Annotated in this window: 13 protein-coding genes; 3 read left to right on the top strand and 10 right to left on the bottom strand. The window is 56.1% G+C overall.

Features of this window, described 5'->3' with window-relative positions:
- Window positions 1-3: 3 nt before the first annotated feature.
- The 3 genes from AC6I7A_RS21640 to AC6I7A_RS21630 form a co-directional block, all read right to left on the bottom strand.
- Window positions 4-1389: an MFS transporter gene (locus AC6I7A_RS21640; protein ID WP_082668194.1), complete on the bottom strand. Its 1386-nt coding sequence runs from the start codon at window positions 1387-1389 to the stop codon at window positions 4-6.
- Between the two features lie 132 nt (window positions 1390-1521).
- Complete coding sequence (locus AC6I7A_RS21635) at window positions 1522-2595, bottom strand: TauD/TfdA family dioxygenase (RefSeq protein ID WP_058957570.1); 1074 nt, start codon at window positions 2593-2595, stop codon at window positions 1522-1524.
- A gap of 456 nt (window positions 2596-3051) precedes the next feature.
- Window positions 3052-3666, bottom strand: a complete 615-nt coding sequence (locus AC6I7A_RS21630) for a TetR/AcrR family transcriptional regulator (RefSeq protein ID WP_058957571.1) — start codon at window positions 3664-3666, stop codon at window positions 3052-3054.
- A 199-nt stretch (window positions 3667-3865) separates the two neighbouring features.
- Here AC6I7A_RS21630 and AC6I7A_RS21625 point away from each other — a divergent pair, with 199 nt between their 5' ends.
- Window positions 3866-4363, top strand: coding sequence for a hypothetical protein (locus AC6I7A_RS21625; protein WP_153009202.1), 498 nt, complete (start codon window positions 3866-3868; stop codon window positions 4361-4363).
- 326 nt (window positions 4364-4689) lie between these two features.
- Here AC6I7A_RS21625 and AC6I7A_RS21620 read toward each other — a convergent pair whose 3' ends face one another.
- Entirely contained in the window at window positions 4690-6066 is a 1377-nt protein-coding gene (locus AC6I7A_RS21620) for a DUF2382 domain-containing protein (RefSeq protein ID WP_230200863.1), read from the bottom strand.
- A 364-nt stretch (window positions 6067-6430) separates the two neighbouring features.
- A complete protein-coding gene (locus tag AC6I7A_RS21615; protein ID WP_058957573.1) occupies window positions 6431-7000 on the bottom strand; it encodes a pyridoxamine 5'-phosphate oxidase family protein in 570 nt (189 codons plus the stop codon).
- Window positions 7001-7246: 246 nt separating this feature from the next.
- Here AC6I7A_RS21615 and AC6I7A_RS21610 point away from each other — a divergent pair, with 246 nt between their 5' ends.
- Window positions 7247-7783: a GNAT family N-acetyltransferase gene (locus AC6I7A_RS21610; RefSeq protein ID WP_153009203.1), complete on the top strand. Its 537-nt coding sequence runs from the start codon at window positions 7247-7249 to the stop codon at window positions 7781-7783.
- A 48-nt stretch (window positions 7784-7831) separates the two neighbouring features.
- Here AC6I7A_RS21610 and AC6I7A_RS21605 read toward each other — a convergent pair whose 3' ends face one another.
- The 3 genes from AC6I7A_RS21605 to AC6I7A_RS21595 form a co-directional block, all read right to left on the bottom strand.
- Window positions 7832-9967, bottom strand: a complete 2136-nt coding sequence (locus tag AC6I7A_RS21605; RefSeq protein ID WP_058957582.1) for a sensor domain-containing phosphodiesterase — start codon at window positions 9965-9967, stop codon at window positions 7832-7834.
- Between the two features lie 278 nt (window positions 9968-10245).
- Window positions 10246-10485 carry a hypothetical protein gene (locus tag AC6I7A_RS21600; protein WP_009093224.1) on the bottom strand — a complete coding sequence of 80 codons (240 nt, stop codon included), beginning with the start codon at window positions 10483-10485 and terminating at the stop codon, window positions 10246-10248.
- Window positions 10486-10833: 348 nt separating this feature from the next.
- On the bottom strand, window positions 10834-12267 hold the full coding sequence (locus tag AC6I7A_RS21595) for a methyl-accepting chemotaxis protein (RefSeq protein ID WP_046103052.1): 1434 nt from the start codon (window positions 12265-12267) through the stop codon (window positions 10834-10836).
- 346 nt (window positions 12268-12613) lie between these two features.
- Between AC6I7A_RS21595 and AC6I7A_RS21590 the strand changes: the two genes are divergently transcribed.
- A complete protein-coding gene (locus tag AC6I7A_RS21590) occupies window positions 12614-14395 on the top strand; it encodes a sensor domain-containing diguanylate cyclase (RefSeq protein WP_009093227.1) in 1782 nt (593 codons plus the stop codon).
- Window positions 14396-14419: 24 nt separating this feature from the next.
- Here the strand turns inward: AC6I7A_RS21590 and AC6I7A_RS21585 are convergent, their stop codons facing one another.
- Together AC6I7A_RS21585 and AC6I7A_RS21580 are read right to left on the bottom strand one after the other, a co-directional pair.
- The gene (locus tag AC6I7A_RS21585) at window positions 14420-16000 is read right to left on the bottom strand and encodes a sensor domain-containing diguanylate cyclase (protein WP_058957575.1); all 1581 of its coding nucleotides are present in this window, start codon (window positions 15998-16000) and stop codon (window positions 14420-14422) included.
- Between the two features lie 134 nt (window positions 16001-16134).
- The gene (locus AC6I7A_RS21580; protein WP_058957576.1) at window positions 16135-18015 is read right to left on the bottom strand and encodes a sigma 54-interacting transcriptional regulator; all 1881 of its coding nucleotides are present in this window, start codon (window positions 18013-18015) and stop codon (window positions 16135-16137) included.
- Window positions 18016-18141 lie beyond the last annotated feature (126 nt).

Below are 18141 nucleotides of genomic sequence, written 5' to 3'. Positions count from 1 at the left end.
TAATTAAAGAAATAATGCGGCCAGGATGACTCCGGCCACCCGAAGCACCACTGAGATATCAAAGGCAAGCCTTGCGCCAGCGGTCATGCTCTCAGCAGCACCCACTATCAGTGCGCCCAGCAGCGCGACGCCCAGCGCGCTGCCAACCTGCCGGGATACGTTAAAAATGGCTGATGCAGTCGCAGAACGCGTTGACGGCACGTTGCCGAGAATGGCCGATGTGAGAGCCGGGGTGCTTATTCCGGAACCGATCGCCAGGAAAATCATACTCACCATGACAACGTAATACGGCGTATCCCTGTTAAGGTCATGCAACACCAGAAAGCTCAGTACACATAAAATTCCGCCGCCAGCAACTGTGATACGGGGCGTGAAATATCGGGTAAGGCGGCTGCTTGCCACATTGGCAATCATAATCACTGTGAATGGCAGCAGGGCCAGCCCCGTCTGTGTTGGGGAGTACCCTTTTACACTCTGGAAGAAAATGCTCAGAATGAATATCAGAGCATAGAAGGTCAGATTGGAAAGCAGTCCCAGAAGAACGGCAATGGTCAGCACGGAGTTCCGGAACAGCGATAGCGGGATCATCGGCTCTGCTGCCCGCGCCTCACGGGCCACAAACAGCAGGGCAGCAGCCAGAGCCAGAGCCAGTCCGGCCCATATTTCTGGTGATAGCCATCCCTCTGCTCCTGCCTCAATAACGGAATACGTGAGCAGGAACAGAAACAGTATGGCCAGGACCTGACCGGGCATATCAAAGCTTTTACTCTTCTCCGCCGGCGTTTCCGCCACAAACCGGTAAGTTGCCCACAGGCTGAGCAGGCACACGGGAAGGTTGACGAGGAAAATGGCGCGCCATCCGAAAGCGGTCGTAAGAAGACCACCGGCGACCGGCCCCATAGCGCTTACCGCTCCCCCGATGGCACTCCACCATCCGATGGCGTGGCTTCGCACTACCGGATCGCCCGCGCAGGCATGGGACAGCAGCGCCAGTGACGTCGGGAGGATCAGCGCCGCACCGGCACCCTGAATGCATCGGGCCGCGATCAGGACATCCACGGAATGGGTAAGCGCACACGTCAGGGAAGCCAGGCAGAAAAGAAAAAGCCCGCTGTTAAAAACCCGGCGGCAGCCAAAGCGATCTCCGGCTGCGCCCGCCGTAAGTAACAGAGCGGCAAAGGACAGTGTATAAGCGTCAACCACCCACTGAAGCCCTGAAACCCCTGTTTCAAGGCTGCTGCCAATTTCCGGAAGCGCAACATTCACGATAGTCACGTCCAGCTGAACCACAATAAAGCCAAAGCTGGTTGCGAGCAGGGTTCCCGTCACAGTATTGCCCTGGCCTCCCGTTATGGCTGATCGATGAGATGTCCGGCTGGCTGGGTTCATAGTGTTCCTTTCTGGCATGGCAACTGACAGTAAGCCAGCTGACTCTGATGCGCCTGTTTTGCCTTTGACGTACGGAGGCCAGGCAGGCTTGTCAATGCCACCGGACAGCAGGCTGCCGGTGGCGGTGTGGCTTCAGGCAGCCGACGGCGTTTTCTCGCGCCCCGGTATTTCGGATGCTGCGGTTTTCACGTTGGGATCAAACACGCGGTCTTTAACGGGTACGAACGACCTGAAGTTCCAGAGGTTGCGGGCTACAAAAATGCGCTGTACCCAGCGGAGCGCACGATCGTTTTCATCAAAAGCGGGCTTGAAGCTGTCACGGGAATGCAGGGTAAAACTGTTATTAATGAGGATCAGCCTGCCGGGGCTGATCTGAACGCCGAATGAAACTTCGCGTACTGCCTGATAAAGATTTTCCAGAGCCTGTTTTGCACGCGGATTCACGGCCAGTACCATATCCGGGTAGAAGGCTACGGTCACACGCGGGGAAGAGATAGGGCCTGACAGAATCGGACTCAGGTCAGTATTATCACGTGGTTCAGCAGACGCGCCGCGCCAGCGGTAAGGCACGCGGATAATGAAATTTTTGCCGTACAGATGCTTGATATCCTCTTCTGAAAGTTTTTCCAGCGCCCGGCGGCAGTCGGAAATGCGGGTCTGCGGCCCGCCAAGCGGTTCCCCTCTGACGCCCAGTAATATGAGTGCAAGCGGTGACGTATCGCCTTCCGGCATATATGCCTGCGCAGCATTTTCAATATGAAAATCGAGCTCAACTTCAGACCCGAGACCGGTAAACTCTTTGGCTGCCTCTTTATGCGGCGTAAGATTATTTACCAGCTCATGGCCTTCATGAGCAATGGAATAGGGTTCACCCGTAAGCACACCCATTGTCACCAGTATATTTTCAGTCAATACGCCACTTTTGAATGCGCTGCCTGATTCATTATGACGTGGACTGCCGGTGACTGACTCATCTACCGGCAGATTATCAATCTGCAATGAACCGAGCGCGCTCGCTGAAAAGCCTTTAACCTTATTGATTGCCGTGATCACCCTTTCAGGAAATACCGTATAGGCAACCTTTCTGATTTTATTTAAATAAACGTCTGAGCCTGACGGATCATAGTCAATTTTTTCAAGAACTGATCGGATATATTCTGATTCTTCCGTACTGAGAACAATATTCTGGTCTACATTCGGCTTCATTTATAAATCCTCATCCAGTGTGATACAGGGGGTTCTTTACAAAACTATATAAAAACTACTCTCCGAAATTATCTGAGTCAAACCTGTTTGATGAATTATTAGTGACAATTATGCATAAGCAATGAAAGATAGGATAAATAGCTTTTTCACGTATGGGTCATGTTTTCACTGTCAACAGGTGTGAAACGGTTTCATTTTTATTGATGGCGTGAGAATACCCTGAGGCAACGAGCTCAGTGTTTATATGTAAGGGTTGATAATTACATTACTGTAATTATTGCAGTTGATGGTGTAAGTATAATCAGTGTGCTTTCATCAAATGTTCTTTTATAGAACTTTCCTTTTTCGTTCCAGCCGCAGATAACGTTTTTGCCTGACGAATGCAGAACGGTCAAGAGTCTGTTCCTTTTTTTTCTCCGGACGGTCATTCCTGCCATCAGCATCACGTTATCCCGGTCACTTATCGTTACTGATAGGCAATGCGAGAACAGAATTGATAAAAAACGCATTCGATCTTCGCAGATTTTCAATTTTTGGTTTTACTTTACCGTATAACCTCATACCTTCCAGCATCATAAAAAGGCCTTCAGCCATAACGCCGGCATCATAATCATTCCGGAATACGCCTTTCTTCTGGCCCTTTTGCAGAATGCGCGTCAGCCGGGAAATCAGGCCTGAAAACATATATTCAATCAGCTCCCGGACATCCTCATCGCCAGGAAGCAGTTCACTGGCCGCCGCAATGGAAAAGCATCCCCGTGATCCATCAGGACCGGCGGTGAGCTGTGCAAAAAAATCGAGCGTCTGGGTCAGGGCTGTTTCGGGTTCAAGTTCGGTTTCACGCTGCGTGAGGCGCCGCAGGCCGCCATCCATGTACTGACGAAGCGCAGCAAGGAAGATGGCATGTTTGTCGGGATAAAGTTTATAGATGCTTGCGCTGGCCAGCCCCGATTTTTCTCTAAGATCGGCAAGAGATGTCGCCCTGAAGCCCTTCTCCCAGAACAGCGCCAGAGCAACGTTCAGAAAGTCAGTAGGGTTAAATTCTCTTGGTCTGCCAGCGTTTCTTTTCATGGATCACGAACCTTTATTGTGGATTACTTAATCTACAATCCGGTTAATGCCTTCGTAAAGCGTTTTTAACTAAAATTTTACTTTCGATGATGGTGAGGCAAAGAGGATAAGGCGGGACGATATGGAACGTTATGGTGCCGGCCAGTCTGATCCTGTCTTCTGAGTGATGTCGTCCCTCAGACACTCAGGCTGAGCTAATTTGACTAATAATGCAGCTTTTATTCTTATAAGCAATAATTTCCGCATTCAGTCAATAATTCAGCATAAGTTCTATTTTATATCAGATGTGCCATTCTGGCTGCCTATTCACTGTATGCTGCTCACGTCTCTTTCTCCTGATTTAGAAGATCCGAAAAAGACTATAACCGGAAAACCGGCATCAGGGGGACGATTTACGGCTGGAGCCTCAACTTATAGTGCCCAATCACCACACCGCACCCTTTATCCAGGCATAACCGAATCCTTTCAGGATCTGCCCTGCCCGTCACCCGCCTGCTGTTTTGTTCCGTTTTATGGTATATATCCGGTAATCGAAAAATCTTCCTGGATCGCTCAGCGGATTTTTCCGGTGGTCCCCGCCCGCCTGATAGGGGAAAATGGGCTGATTACGAGCAGACGTCACCGGGTGAAATCTGAGAAAGCCGCAGGGGTAAATCCCGCCAGATTTTGCGTAGCGCTGTCATTTAACATTTTATGAATGCAGTTTATGTAAACATAAGATTCAGATTAACTTAATCTGAATCTCTATAAAAATCTGACGCTTATGAATGAAGTTTATGTAAGATGAATGACGAAAATCTTAAAGTCAGGTCATCATCATTAACTAAACAGAAGGATAAGGTCATGTACGATGGCATCAGGCTGACTACAAAAGGTGGTTCAGTGCACATCATGAAAGGATCTGCCAGTAACCGGCTCCTAATCATAAGGCTTGAAATAGCGAGTTAAACCGGGCCGGAACAGTCCGGCCCGATAAAAAGCTATCAATGCTTATTGAGGACAGTGCGCGACGCCCTCACTGCATCACGGCTTTTTAAACTTGTCTTCGACTTTCTCTTTCGCTTCCGCGATTTTGTCCCCGGCCTTGTCCATCAGCCCCTCTTGGTGATCGGGATGGTCTGGCGTCAGCGAGCGGTGATCCTGCTCTGCACGGGCCTGTCGCGTGCCTTCCAGCAGGGGATCGGTCGCTGTGCCCTGGCCGCTGACCGGTGCGGCGCGGGTGTGATCGGCCCTGGCATGGTCGATGTCGACTTCCTGACGGCGCACCGAGTCATTGATGGTCTCCACCCGGTCGCTCTCCTCTTTACGTAGCACCACCTCTTCGATGATTTGCGCGGTCTTATTAACCACCGGCTGCTCGTGCGACTCCTCCACTTCCACCGTTTTTTCTGACCAGTCGACATTATCGGGCGAACCCGCTTCGTTCACCGGGCGGCGGAAGATTTCGGCGTGCTGCTCATGCAGCGAGACATTTTCAGACACCCGATCGGTGACCGTATAGCGACGGACGCGGGTCGAGCCTTCGCTGACCAGTCGCTTACCCACTTCCAGTCGCTCTTCAGCCAGACGCAGCACATCCTCATCACTCTCATCACCGGTCAGCGCGGTGCGGGTCGTGCCGCGCTCACTGTTCAGCGGATTGACCGTCTCGTTACCCGGTAACGTTCCGCTGGCTGGCGGCGTCAGGCTACTGTTAACCGTAGCGTCACCGGGAACGGCGGCGGTACGCTCCGTCAGCTCTTCATGGGCATCAAGAATGCCCAGCGCGCGCGGCAGCTCATCTTCATCAGCGCGCAGCGACAGCACCACCCCGCCGGTACGCATCGCATCTTCATACACTTCGGCCTGATCTTCCTCCAGCGTGTTGCCGAACAGGCGTTGCCAGAAGCCAGGATGGCGGGCCTCATGACCTTCTGTCCGCAGCCGTTCGCCGGAGATGATATCGATATCATCATCCAGGAAGCCTGCTTTGATCAGGTTACGTTTTGCCCCCTCTGCCAGTGAGAGATTGCTGAACATTGTTACGATTGTTTCACGCGCCATGTTGTGTTCCTCGCTGATGGATTCGGATGACTCTGGATGAGGGGATCGGGTCAGGTGAGCGTGCTGTCTGCGCAGGGTCACGACCTGTTCTGTCGCCGCCTCGCTGACGACCGTGCGGATGTGCCACTCCTCTTTCAGCACCAGATGACGAACGATCTCGACTTCCTCTTCCACAATCGGGATGATCAGAACGCCATTTTCCTCCCGGATCGCCGGCATCGCCGCCAGCCTTTCCGATTTGGGAATGCGCTCTATCGCCGCCGTCTGCTGCCGGAGCATCAGCGCCATCGTCTGCTGATGCTCAGTGACCTGCCGGGTTACCCTGACAACGCCGTCACTGATCCGCTGTGTTGACACCTCTGCCGTTTCTTCAGCAAGGCTTATCACCTGCTCGTTATCCGCTGACCCTGATTTTTCAGGAGGCTGATTGTTCATGGTTAACCTGCCTGTCATACAGAGCGATCATTTGTACTTCCCCTGGCCTTGAGCATAAGTCACTGCTTTTCGGTTAGTTAAAGCCTGGCACAAAGATGAGCAAAAGAAAGGAAAATGCACATAAACGCAGCCATATGAGGATAACGTGGCGCTAAAATCGCATAACCGAGGCGACAGATAAAAAAAGGTTCTTACTGTGTCAGACAGTCAGATTGCTGTTTTAGCCTGCTCAAAAAAAGGGCCAGCCCTTTTTTCAGGCTGGCCCGGGGAACAGGAACGTCTGCCTTCAGGGATTGAGCCACTGACACGCCTTCAGTTCGCCGTCGGGCGCATAGCGAAACAGGGCGCGCTGATTGTCGTTACGCTGTAACTGGTAGCCCTCCAGTGTGGTGACCTGCAGGATCACCACGCCGAAGTGCGGCTCGCCAGAGTCTGCGGCGTGCACAGCGGGCATCTTATTCGCCGGTATCGGTATCTCGCCCGGCGGCCCGCCCTGATAGGTCTGCCGGGTGTGCTGAGGTAATGCCTGCCAGGCCTGCCGGGCGATATCACTCCCCGCCGCATAACAGCTGACCCGGCCCGCCAGTCGCAGCTGCAGGCGCCGCTGCAGACAATATCCGAGTACGGTGACCGCCGGATTGGCCGCCATCTCCTGCCACTTCGGGCTGCGGACATCAGTGTGAAAAGTCAGCATCCGACGGGGACTGCGACTCTGGCGCAGGACCAGCGTGCGCGCCTGAGGGCGCTGCTCAGCGTCAACGGTACAGAGTGCCAGATAACGAAATGCGTCCTGTGGATCGGCGGCGGCCGCCTCCAGCGCAGCCCAGGCGATTGCTTCAAACTGTGTCAAATCCATCGGGGTTTCTCTCGTCAGGGTTGGGAGGCAAGCCAGACGGCTCTGCTCAAGCGTAGCAACGAAGTGACCAGATGGCCTGCCATCGCGGGAGGTAGACTGCGGGATCGGGTCCCTTTAGCCGATCCGGCCGTCACTGAACGGGTCAGGAAGGGGGAAAATGCGTGCCGCATGTTCTGTTTCTGCGTCTCTGTGTTATTTTTGCGCTATCCCTGAGATCGCGAAAAGCGTTACGCCATGGAGGCGGCTATGTTGTCTGAAATGTGTTCGCCACGTCTGACCTACCGGCCGCTCTCCCCTGAGGACTGGCCCTTCTATCTGGCAGTCAGTCAGGACAGATCGGTGATGAAATATATCTGTGACCCGCGCAGCGCCGAAGAGATAAAAACTCGCTCTTTTGATGTTCGCCTGCCTGAATGGGAAAAGGGCTGCCAGCACTGGCTCTGCCTGGTGATGGAGGAAAAAGCCAGCGGGCTGCCCGCAGGTTTCTGCGGGTTTATCGATCGCGGAGACGGCATTGCCGAGTTCGGTTTTATTGTTGCCGCCCATGCGCAGGGAAAAGGCTACGGCCGTGAGTCACTGCATGCCACCATCAGGCTCTGCTTTGAGCAACTGGATTACCGTCGTCTGGTCGCCACGGTGACGGCGGGTAATGCAGCCTCACGCCGCACCCTGCTCTCGGCGGGTTTCGTTCAGGAGGGAACACTGCGGCAGAATTTCTTTCTGGACGGCGCGTGGCAGGATGACTGGATCTTCGGCCTGCTGAAACAGGAGTACCGGCCCTGAGGCCGGGAGAGGCCACAGATGACTCTCCCCCGCCTCAGTGACGCGCGATCAGCGCAGAGCGGCCCCTGAACCGGCGGCGATGGCCGCGGCAGGCAGAGACGGCGTTTCTGCGCAGAGCATCGCTTCAAAATCGGCCGGGCTCAGCGGCTGGCACAGCCCGTTACCCTGCATAATGTCGCATCCTGCCGTCGTCACGAACGCGATCTGCTCTTTTTCCTCGACCCCTTCGGCGGCGACCCGGATACCCAGACTTTTACCCAGCCCGGCGATAGCCCGGAACATCATACGCACCCGCATACTGGAGCCCAGCTCGCGCGTGAGTGACTTATCGATTTTAAAGCCCGATACAAAGCTGTAGCGCAGCAGGTTGATCGCGCCCAGCGTCCGTCCGAAATGGTCGATAATGAATGAAGCGCCGGTCTGGCGGATAGCTTCAACCTGCACCGGCATATCCTGCACCAGCACCGTCAGCAGGGGCTCATCCACTTCCAGCTCGACAAAACCGGCATCGCCACCGGCACTCTCGCGGAGCACCTTCTCCAGGCTGTTGCCCACCAGCTGGCGCGGAAACAGATTGATGCTGACGCGAAGATGGGGCGCGCGCACCTGCCACTGCCGGACCTGATCCAGCGCCGTCCGGATAATCCACTCCCCCAGCGTGACGGAAAGCGGGCTCTTCACCAGCATGGCGATGAAATCAGCCGGCAACAGCAGGCCGCGCGTCGGATGCTGCCAGCGCACCAGCGTCTCACAGCCGGTGAGCTTGCCGCTTTCGACGTCGTAGCGGGGCTGATAGTAGAGCGTGAACTGCTGCTGCCGCACCGCGGACTCCAGTTCACGTTCAAAACGACGGCGCTGCTGCTCCGCTTCACGAAAGGCGGGCCTGAACAGGATGCTGCAGCCTTTGCCCGACGCTTTGGCACGATAGAGCGCCAGGTCGGCGGCGGACATGACTGCAGAGGGATCCCGGCCGTGCTCCGGGTAGGAGGCGATACCGGTGCTGGCGCCGACCACAACCGGTGAGTCGTGATAGCTGAACGGCGTCTGAACGGCGGCAATCAGCTTCTCTGCCGTCAGCGCCGCTTCCGCGCAGCCCCCCGTCAGCAGAATGACAAATTCATCACCGCCCAGGCGCGCCGCCGTCACCGCACCGGTGCACACGGTACGAATCTGTTCGGCAACGTGACACAGCAGCGCATCCCCGGCCGCATGGCCCAGGGTATCGTTCACTTCCTTAAAGCCATCAAGATCGGTCATCAGTAACGTATAGGGGATCTCCGCTTTAGTGAGCTGAGCGACCTGATCCATAAACGCGCTGCGGCTGGCGAGGCGCGTCAGCATATCGAGAGAGGCCAGCTCACAAAGCCGTGCCTCACTTTCATGACGGGCGGTAACGTCGCGGATAATCATGCCCACCAGCCGCTCTCCCCCTTCACGCCAGCCGGAGAAAGAGACCTCGGCCGGAAATTCGCGTCCGTTACGCGTCAGTCCCCAGATCTGCAGAGAGCGCGGACGCGAGATCGCCGATTCATCGGAGGTAATCCGGGCCAGTTCATTACGGTAGTCGATCTGGCAGCGCGCCGGGATCAGCTCACTGACGAACTGACCGCGCATCTCCTCCGCGCTGTAGCCGAACAGAGCGGTAGCAGCAGGGTTCCAGAAGGTGATGCCGCGCTGCAGATCCGTGCAGATAATGGCGTCAGGCGAGGTAGAGGAGATCGCCTCCAGCCGCTGCTGACTGGTATAGCGCAGTAATTTAAGCCGGTGCATCTCCATGCGATCCATCACTAGCGCGGCAATATCGCTGAGATGCTGCCGATCTTCTGGGGTCAGCGGCGCGCGGGGACGGGTATCGGTCAGGCAGACCGTGCCGATGTGATGACCATCCGGCGTGGAGAGCGGAATACCGGCATAAAAGCGGATATAGGGATAGCCATGCACCAGCGGGCTGTCGCAGAAGCGCGGATCCTGCAGGGTATCCGGCACACAGAGTATCCGGCCCTGCGTTAAGGTGTGATGGCAGAACGCGACGTTGCGTGACGTGCCCGTAATGTTCAGTCCGTAACGGGAAGCAAAGAACTGCCGCTTTTCATCAATAAGGGAAACAAACGCGACGGGCACCTGAAACAGTCGGGCGGCAAGCGTAGTCAGACGATCCAGCGCATCGTTTGGCGGTGAATCCATCATCTGGTACTGCCTGAGTGCATCGAGGCGCGCCGCCTCGGCATCATGATAAACGGGACGTTTCAGGATCACTTCCTCTGCGGATCGGTACTGTGGACGGCATGACACAGCATAAAGAGGACACGTTCAATCAGACAGGCCAGGCAGCATGCGCTGCTGACCCGCTGCCGGAAGAAAGGCCCGTCAGTAAAATCTGGCGCAGCCGGTGGCTGCGCTTCGCTTAATCTGTTTATCGGCCTGCCATATTCTAACTTCAGAGAAAACAGCGGCTGAAAACCCTATTTTTTCTGTTTTGCTACCAGCTCAAAGTGCGGATGCTCCCCGGCCAGCAGCATCAGCAATTCGTATTCCCCCTGACTGAGCCGCGCAGGATTTTTTGACGCCTCTTTGGTCTGCCAGACACGCTGGCTGAGGTCGAAACGCTCTGCGGCGATCTCCTGAGAAAACCCGGCGGCAAGGCGGAGTTCACGTACGTTGCACTGCACGGCGACAGGCCGCTGTAAAATCTGATTTCCCATATGAAACTCCCGGCTTAGGGTGGCCGTAAAGAGGGCCGGACGCCATCACACGCCTGACCAAAGCATAAATGCTGGTTATGTTTTAATCGCCCGGCACAGCAGGCCGTCCTGTGAAATCAGTGAATGCAGCGTGCGATGATTAAATAAGGCAAATTATCTTTCTGACGATGCCTGAATAATAAGCACATCGATAAAAGAATAACCGACAGGATGAGTTGCAGACTCATCCTGCGATTATTGCCGCACGCTCTGCCCTTAAAAAATAAGGTGTCAGAGCGCGATTTAATAATCATTCGCGAACGTGCACGCGGTTTTCATACAGGCCCATTCCTCGTCGGGCGACTGATGTCAGGCCTGACTAAAGGCAGCCCATCCGCCAGGCTGTTCCGTGGCTTCGCGTCTGTTCGCCACGGCAGCCGCCTGATGCGGGAGGGTAAAGCGGGTGATGACGCTGCCCAGCGTTTGCGTCTGACCGCTGAGACTGCCCGCGGTGGCTGACACCTGCTGCACCAGCGTCGCATTCTGCTGCGTCACGCGGTCGAGCTCAGCAACGGCGACGGTGACCTGAGCGATGCCTTTACTCTGTTCATCTGACGCCAGCGCAATCTGCCCGATAAGCTCATTCACGCCGCCAACGCCGCGCAGGACGGCTTCCATCGTGGTGCCGGCACTCTCCGCTGCACGGCGGCCATCGTCAACCCGCGCCACGGTATCTGAAATCAGCTCTTCAATCTCTTTAGACGCCGCCGCACTGCGCTGCGCCAGCGAGCGCACTTCGCTGGCCACGACGGCAAAGCCGCGGCCCTGCTCACCGGCACGCGCTGCCTCTACGGCCGCATTCAGCGCCAGAATATTGGTCTGAAACGCGATGCCGTTAATGGTGGCGGTAAACTGACGAATTTTTTCTGACCCTTCCGCGATACTGGTAATGGCCGCAGTCACCGTCTGCACCAGCTTCGCGCCCTGCTGCGTGGTATCGGTTGTGCTGACGGCCAGCTCCCGCGCTTCACGGGCGTTCTGCGCGTTGTGGCGCACGGTGACGGTAATCTCTTCCATGCTGGCGGCGGTCTGCTCCAGTGCCGCAGCCTGGGTGGAGGTCCGATCGGAGAGGTCTGCGTTACCTGCAGCAATATCCGCGGCTTCACGATGAAGAATGGCGGCGTTATCGCGGATAGCGCTGACCATATGCAACAGGCTGTGCTGCATCTCTTTCACCAGAGGAACCAGCTGTCCGACACAGTTACGGCCCAGGTCTTCCGGCTCCTGCGTCAGATCGCCATCTGCAATGATTTTCAGGTGACCGCGAATTTTTGCCACCGGACGCACCAGATGCACGACCAGATAGCGATCGCAGAACAGCAGTAACGCGAACGCCGCCAGCAGCGCCGCCAGCAGTACACCCTGCAGCTGATGCCGGTCAGCCCTGAGCGGCGCCTGATGCTGCGCCAGCTGCTGCGTGATGCTGTTCAGTTGCGCCCGTGCCGCAGAGGCATAGTCTGCAGGTGTGGTGGTGAGTGCCGTACGCAGACGCTCCCAGTCAGCGCCTTCCGGCATGGCAGCCATCACCGCACTTTTGTCGGCGGCGCTTCCGCTCTGCATGGCGATAGCGCTTTGCGTCAGAAAGCTGAGCTGCTGAGTGAGAACGGCGGTGCGATCGGTCTGACGATAGATGTCGCGCAGCACATGGCTACTGTAGCCGCCTGCCAGTGCAACCACGCCCAGTGAAATGATCATCATCCACAGCACGACGCGCCGGATGGTGAAATGCCGGAGTGAGTTCATAAGGTTTCCCTGATGTTGTTATTGGTGTGTGTAAAAGTCGGGCAATAATAAGTTCTGTCATCTGCTTTAGTGCGTTATTATATAGTGCACTATTTTTGTTCTTTCTATCCTGGCAGGATATTTCAGAAATACAAATTTTTTGACGACAAAATAAAAGAATCGCCGTTCTGAAAATATTTTATTGAAGAAAGCCGTTCCGGTAACCGTTTGCTGCTCTCTGCATTCCGTTACGTAATAAATTTGTCAGGACACTTTATTTTTACGGAAATTGCCTGTACTCATTACACACTACTCTGCAATTTTTCTGCTTAATTTCGCTCCGTAACCAGCCGGGGCGGAGGAATTCATGTTCATAAGTCTCAGCGGCGGCGATGATGGTCGCACGCGAACCCTGCGCGCGTTGCGCAATCCCGACGAAAGTCGTGATGAAGTACTGCGTCAGTTTGTCCGGCTGGCCAGTCAGGCGCTCAGCATTCCTGGCAGTTTTATCTCCGTGCTGGATGATGAGCAGCAGCATGTGATGGCCGCGCATAATTTTACCCTTACCCGGTCCAGCCGCGAAGATTCGCTCTGCCGGTATGCGGTCGACAGCGACAGCACCGTGGTGATCCCGGATACCCTGCTGGATGAACGGTTTGCGACGCACCCCTTGATCATCGGCGCACCCTTTATCCGCTTCTATGCCGGTACGCCGCTGAAAAACAGCACGGGCATGATTCTGGGCACCCTGTGTGTCACCGACACCACGCCCCACCCTTTCAGTCCGGCTCAGGTCACCATGCTCACGATGCTGGCCACCCTGGTCATGTCATTTCTGGAAGCCTGGTATTCGGCAGGTTTTGCCGATCCCGTCACCGGATTGCCTAACCGTCAGCGGCTTATCCGCGACCTCCAGTTTCTGGCCGCCTCGGGTGATCGGACACCACGGCGACTGGTCCTGATTGACTGCATTGATATGCCGCGCGCCTACGAGCTGGCGCGTTCGATGGGGATGGGGCCGGTTGAAAGCCTGCTGAAAGATGTCGCCACGCTGCTGCCTCTGCGCCTGCGCCCGGCGCCGGGCGAGATACTCTATACCGTGGCCACCGGGCGTTTTGCCCTGTTAACCCGCCAGGAGAGCCGGCTGAGTGCCGGATGGGTGGCGAAGCAGCTGACGGGCATCAGCGCGGATCTGGGCGACGGGCTGTCTGTCGCGCTGATGACGCATACCGGTGAGGCCAGTTTCATCACCGGTGAGATGCCCGCGCAGGAGATTCTGCGCCGCGCCGTCAGCGCCCTTCATGAAGCGATCGCCCGGGATGTCGCGTCGATGTGTTTCAGTGAAGCCACCGACACACGGCATACTCAGGATTTCACGCTGATGCACGATCTGGCCCTGGCGATACGGGAAAACAAAGGATTGTGGCTCGCGTATCAGCCGAAAATCTGTCTGCATAGCGGAAAGCCGATTGGGCTGGAAGCACTGATCCGCTGGCGGCATCCGCAGCGCGGCGAGCTTTCTCCGGCAGAGTTTCTGCCTTTTGCCGGACAGACTGAACTGCTCAGCGAGCTGACCCGCTGGGTGACAGAGCAGGCCATCACCCGCCTTTCCCGGCTGCGTGACAACTATATTCAGCTGCCCGTCACCATCAACGTCAGCAGCAGCGATTTCTCCCGCAGCGGGTTTGCCGACGAGCTTGAAGAGCAGATGATCAAGGCAAAGCTGCCGGTTTCACTGCTGGGCATCGAGTGCCTGGAGACAGAGCGGATTCTGGAGAGCCCGTCAGCGATGCAGGGGCTTGAGATGCTGAAACTGCGCGGATTTGGGATCTCTCTGGATGACTTTGGTACCGGCTACAGCAATATCAGCTACCTGCGACGTATGCCTCTGGACGTCATCAAGCTGGACCGCTCGCTGATTAGCGAAATCTCCAGTGATACCGGCTCGCGGGTTATCGCCCGCAGTATTATTGCGATGCTGAAAGATCTCGATTATACGGTGCTGGCCGAAGGCGTGGAGAATGCGGAAACGGTCAACACGCTGACCGAATTTGGCTGCGATCAGGCGCAGGGATTTTTCTACTCCCGGCCGCTGGCGGAAGCGGCGCTGGATGAGTGGCTCGGCTGGCGACTCCGCAGCAAATGCTGAGCCGGTTGCGCCAGCGTCAGCCTTCTACCGGGCCGGATCAAACACGCTGAATCCCGCCGATCCGGCAATCACAACGGTATTGCGTCCGGCGCCTTTTGCCTCATAGAGCGCTTCATCCGCACGCCGTAACAGCGCTTCGCGTTCGCTGCTCTGATCCCGCGACGCGACGCCTGCGGATATCGTCATCGTCCCGACAAACGGAAACAGGGTAGCGCTGACGCTCTCACGGATACGTTCCGCCGTGCGGGCGGCGTCCGGTAGCGACGTATTCGGCAGCAGCAGAATAAACTCTTCTCCCCCAAACCGGCTGACAATATCCCCCGTACGACTGGCCTGACGCAGCAGCGCCGCCAGACTTACCAGCACCGCATCGCCCGCATCGTGTCCGTACCAGTCATTGATCTTTTTGAAATGGTCGATATCGATGGCGATCACGCACTGTTCATATTCGTTATCACTCTGCGCCGCCAGCGCCGAGAATCCGCGCCGGTTGCAGAGTCCGGTCAGGGGGTCAGTCATCGCTTCATCGTTCAGTGCCGCCAGATGTCCGGCGACGGCGTGACGATGCTCCTGCACCGCTTCCCGGAGCCGGTCGGCTTCGTAATACCAGGTTTTGACCGAGGAGAGGGATTCAGCCTGCGCTTCGCTGCCGCCGTTGCGGACTCTGTCCGCCAGCTTCTCAAGCGGAGAGGCGATGCGTCCCGCCAGAAAAGCAATAATCGCCGCGGTCAGCACGATAATGCCCAGCGTGAACCAGATAGCGTTTTCCGCCGTGCGCATCAGCAGGTGCCTGACCGTTTCTGAGGTGCCGGTAATAAACACGTTCCAGCCGGTTTTGTGCAGTGTGCCATAGCCGATCAGATAGTGACGACCGTCGTTTTCCAGCGTGAAATGCCCGCTCTCCGTATCCTCAAGCCGCTTCTGCAGCGCCTGGCTCAGCTGCATTTTCGTGCCGACCTGTGCCGGGTCGTGACTGAAGATGATCAGACCTTCATTGCTGACCACGCTCACCGTAGAGCCTTTGGTATAAAAATGCTGGCTCAGGATGTCGCTCAGCATGCTCTGTTTTTTGAGATAGATCGTGCCGCCTATGTAGCCCAGGTAGCGGCCATCGGCGCTGAATAGCGGCTGGGATAAAAACAGCACATAGTTACCGGCGGCAGAGGTGAACGGCGCGGAGATAAAGGGCTTTTTGGTGGAAATCGCCTGCAGGCTGGCCGCCGAGTGGAGTTTTACGCCAACCAGTTTCAGACTTTCCGGTGAAGTTGCGGCAATAACAGCGTCATGATTCACGACCACGACCGAGTTGAAAAAGCCCGACTGCATCCGCAGGCGATCGGTTTCGCTTTTCAGCTGTGTCAGATTGCCGAGGTCCCTGATCTGCGACGCACTCCACGCCAGTTCGCGCTGCGCTGTCGCCAGATAACGATCGGTGGTATCCGCCAGTTTGCGGGCATAGGCAATATTCCCCTCAAGCAGGCTGTCTTCGATATTGGCCTTCTGAAACAGCAGCAGCGCTCCCAGCAGCAGACCGGAGGTCAGGATGACGCCGCCAATGGAAAGCAGCGTCAGCAGGGAGCGAAGGCGTATTTTTTCGTGGGGCATTGCAGTCGGAATCCGGAGTAAGTATCCCTTTAGTGTAACCGTTGATGGCACGGCTGAAGGGGAGAAAAGAAGAAGATTTACCTCTCCTTCCGGATGATTACCGTTCCGGCGCTACCCGACAGCGCGCACGCCGGTCAGTCAGAGTTCAGTCCATATCGCTTCATCTTTCGCCACAGGGTGGTGGGACTGATGCCCAGCATCACGGCGGCCCGGGCGCGATCGCCATCGGTTCTGTTGATCACCGACGCGATCAGTTTCCTCTCCTGCTTCTCCAGTAAATTCACCTCGTCACTGAGTGTGCAGGGTGGCGCCTCACGCTCACCGGCAGCTGAAGAAAGGTGGCAGAGTGACTGCAATGCATCGGCATCGACTGTGCTGCTCTTATGCAGCACCACCAGCCGCAGGATAGCGGCTTTCAGCTCACGGATATTGCCCGGCCACGCCGCATTATTGAGCAGGGCAACCGCTTCGTCGCTAAACGTCAGCGTCCGGTTCTGGCTGGCCAGCAGCGCGTCGACAATCAGCATAATGTCGCCCCGACGCACTCTCAGCGCCGGCAGCCGCAGCTCCAGAATATTAATGCGGTAAAAGAGATCCTGGCGGAACTGTCCCGCGGCCACCATCTGACTCAGGTCTTTGTTACTGGCGGTGATCAGGCGGAAACTGGCGGTGATGAGCCCCTCGCCCCCTACCCGGCTGAACCGTTTTTCCTGCAGAATACGCAGCAATTTGATCTGCACGGCGGGCGGGGCTTCGCTGATTTCGTCGATAAACACCGTGCCGTTCATCGCCATTTCGAAAATACCGGGTTTGCCGCCCCGCCGGGCACTGGTAAACGCCCCTTCAGCGTAGCCGAACAGTTCACTTTCCAGCAGGGACTCCGGGATTGCCGCGCAGTTAAGCGCAATAAAAGGCCCTGCGCTGCGCGCACTGGCGTGATGAATACTCTGGGCAAACAGCTCTTTGCCCGTGCCCGTCTCCCCGAGAATATTCACCGGCAGATCGTGAGCCGCATAAAGTCTGGCCTGCTCAATCACAGACACCATCTCAGGCGAGCGGCCCACGATGTCCGAAAAGGTGTAAACCGTGGTGAAGCTGCTGCCTGCAGGCTTTCTCGCCGGGACCGGAGCGCATCCCTCGTGCTGTCCCGCTCTGACGGCGGTGATGAGGGTATAAAAATTTTGCTGACCGGGGATATGTTTCACCGTCAGCCGGAGGGCGTCGCCCTTGATCTCATGTACCTCGTCGGTGATATCCCGCTCATTGATGATGCAGCTGAACAGCGTTTTAAACGCGTCGTTTTTTAAAATCTTATCCCCGATCCGGCAGGGAAAAAGCGACAAGCCCCGGGCGTTGATATTGATGACTTCCCCGGACTGATCCAGCCACAGGATCCCCTCCCGCGACTGATTGAGGGCTGACCAGGCCATCGCCAGCTTCGTGCTCTCCCTGTTGATATATTTCAGCGTGCTCGCCGCGACATCGAGAGCCTGCTCGATAGCGATATTATCGGTGTCCCCCATGATGACCTTCAGATCGTACTTTCTGGCCATTTCCGCGACGGTCAGGCCGCCAATCACCAGATCATAATCATTATCTGCCAGATTTTTGACGACGTTATCAATGTCATAGTGGTTGTAGACCTGACAGATTTTGAACTCTTCATGCGTCATGTTCTGGTAATGACGAAGAACATGGCAGAACTGCGGAAACCCGACTGCGGCGATTTTTTGTGACTTCTTGCGCGCTTCCATCAGGATACGAAATATGCCGTGCAGGTCGTGGGCGATTTCAATGACCGGAACCGCCACGTTATTCCGAAGCAGTGCCGCGGTGCCACCCCGGCTGATGAGGATGCGGGTTCCTCCCTGAATCAGCTGCTGCGCTTTTTCAACCACGTCAAAATAGCGATATTCGTAAACCGGAATATCGATTTTTTTCTCAAGCAGGACATTCGAGATGCGTTGTGTGATGGTTTGTGACACCGAGAGGATCGCAATTTCGTTGTTTTTCATAGGCCATTCTGCGCCATCGTTTTACCGGAAAAGCGGCAACTTTCGTCACGCTGACAGCAACCGATGCCGCGTGACGAAACGAACAACGCCTGCGCAGGGCAATACGCAGGCAGATTTTTATGAGCG

It is taken from the genome of Type-F symbiont of Plautia stali (assembly GCF_059731105.1).
Note: the sequence above shows the minus strand (reverse complement) of the source record. Positions and strands in the feature narration are given on the sequence as shown.

Coding starts and splice junctions, on each gene's coding strand:
- AC6I7A_RS21640 (WP_082668194.1), bottom strand. CDS start 1,389: ATGAACCCAGCCAGCCGGACATCTCATCGATCAGCCATAACGGGAGGC.
- AC6I7A_RS21635 (WP_058957570.1), bottom strand. CDS start 2,595: ATGAAGCCGAATGTAGACCAGAATATTGTTCTCAGTACGGAAGAATCA.
- AC6I7A_RS21630 (WP_058957571.1), bottom strand. CDS start 3,666: ATGAAAAGAAACGCTGGCAGACCAAGAGAATTTAACCCTACTGACTTT.
- AC6I7A_RS21615 (WP_058957573.1), bottom strand. CDS start 7,000: ATGGATTTGACACAGTTTGAAGCAATCGCCTGGGCTGCGCTGGAGGCG.
- AC6I7A_RS21610 (WP_153009203.1), top strand. CDS start 7,247: ATGTTGTCTGAAATGTGTTCGCCACGTCTGACCTACCGGCCGCTCTCC.
- AC6I7A_RS21605 (WP_058957582.1), bottom strand. CDS start 9,967: ATGGATTCACCGCCAAACGATGCGCTGGATCGTCTGACTACGCTTGCC.
- AC6I7A_RS21600 (WP_009093224.1), bottom strand. CDS start 10,485: ATGGGAAATCAGATTTTACAGCGGCCTGTCGCCGTGCAGTGCAACGTA.
- AC6I7A_RS21595 (WP_046103052.1), bottom strand. CDS start 12,267: ATGAACTCACTCCGGCATTTCACCATCCGGCGCGTCGTGCTGTGGATG.
- AC6I7A_RS21590 (WP_009093227.1), top strand. CDS start 12,614: ATGTTCATAAGTCTCAGCGGCGGCGATGATGGTCGCACGCGAACCCTG.
- AC6I7A_RS21585 (WP_058957575.1), bottom strand. CDS start 16,000: ATGCCCCACGAAAAAATACGCCTTCGCTCCCTGCTGACGCTGCTTTCC.
- AC6I7A_RS21580 (WP_058957576.1), bottom strand. CDS start 18,015: ATGAAAAACAACGAAATTGCGATCCTCTCGGTGTCACAAACCATCACA.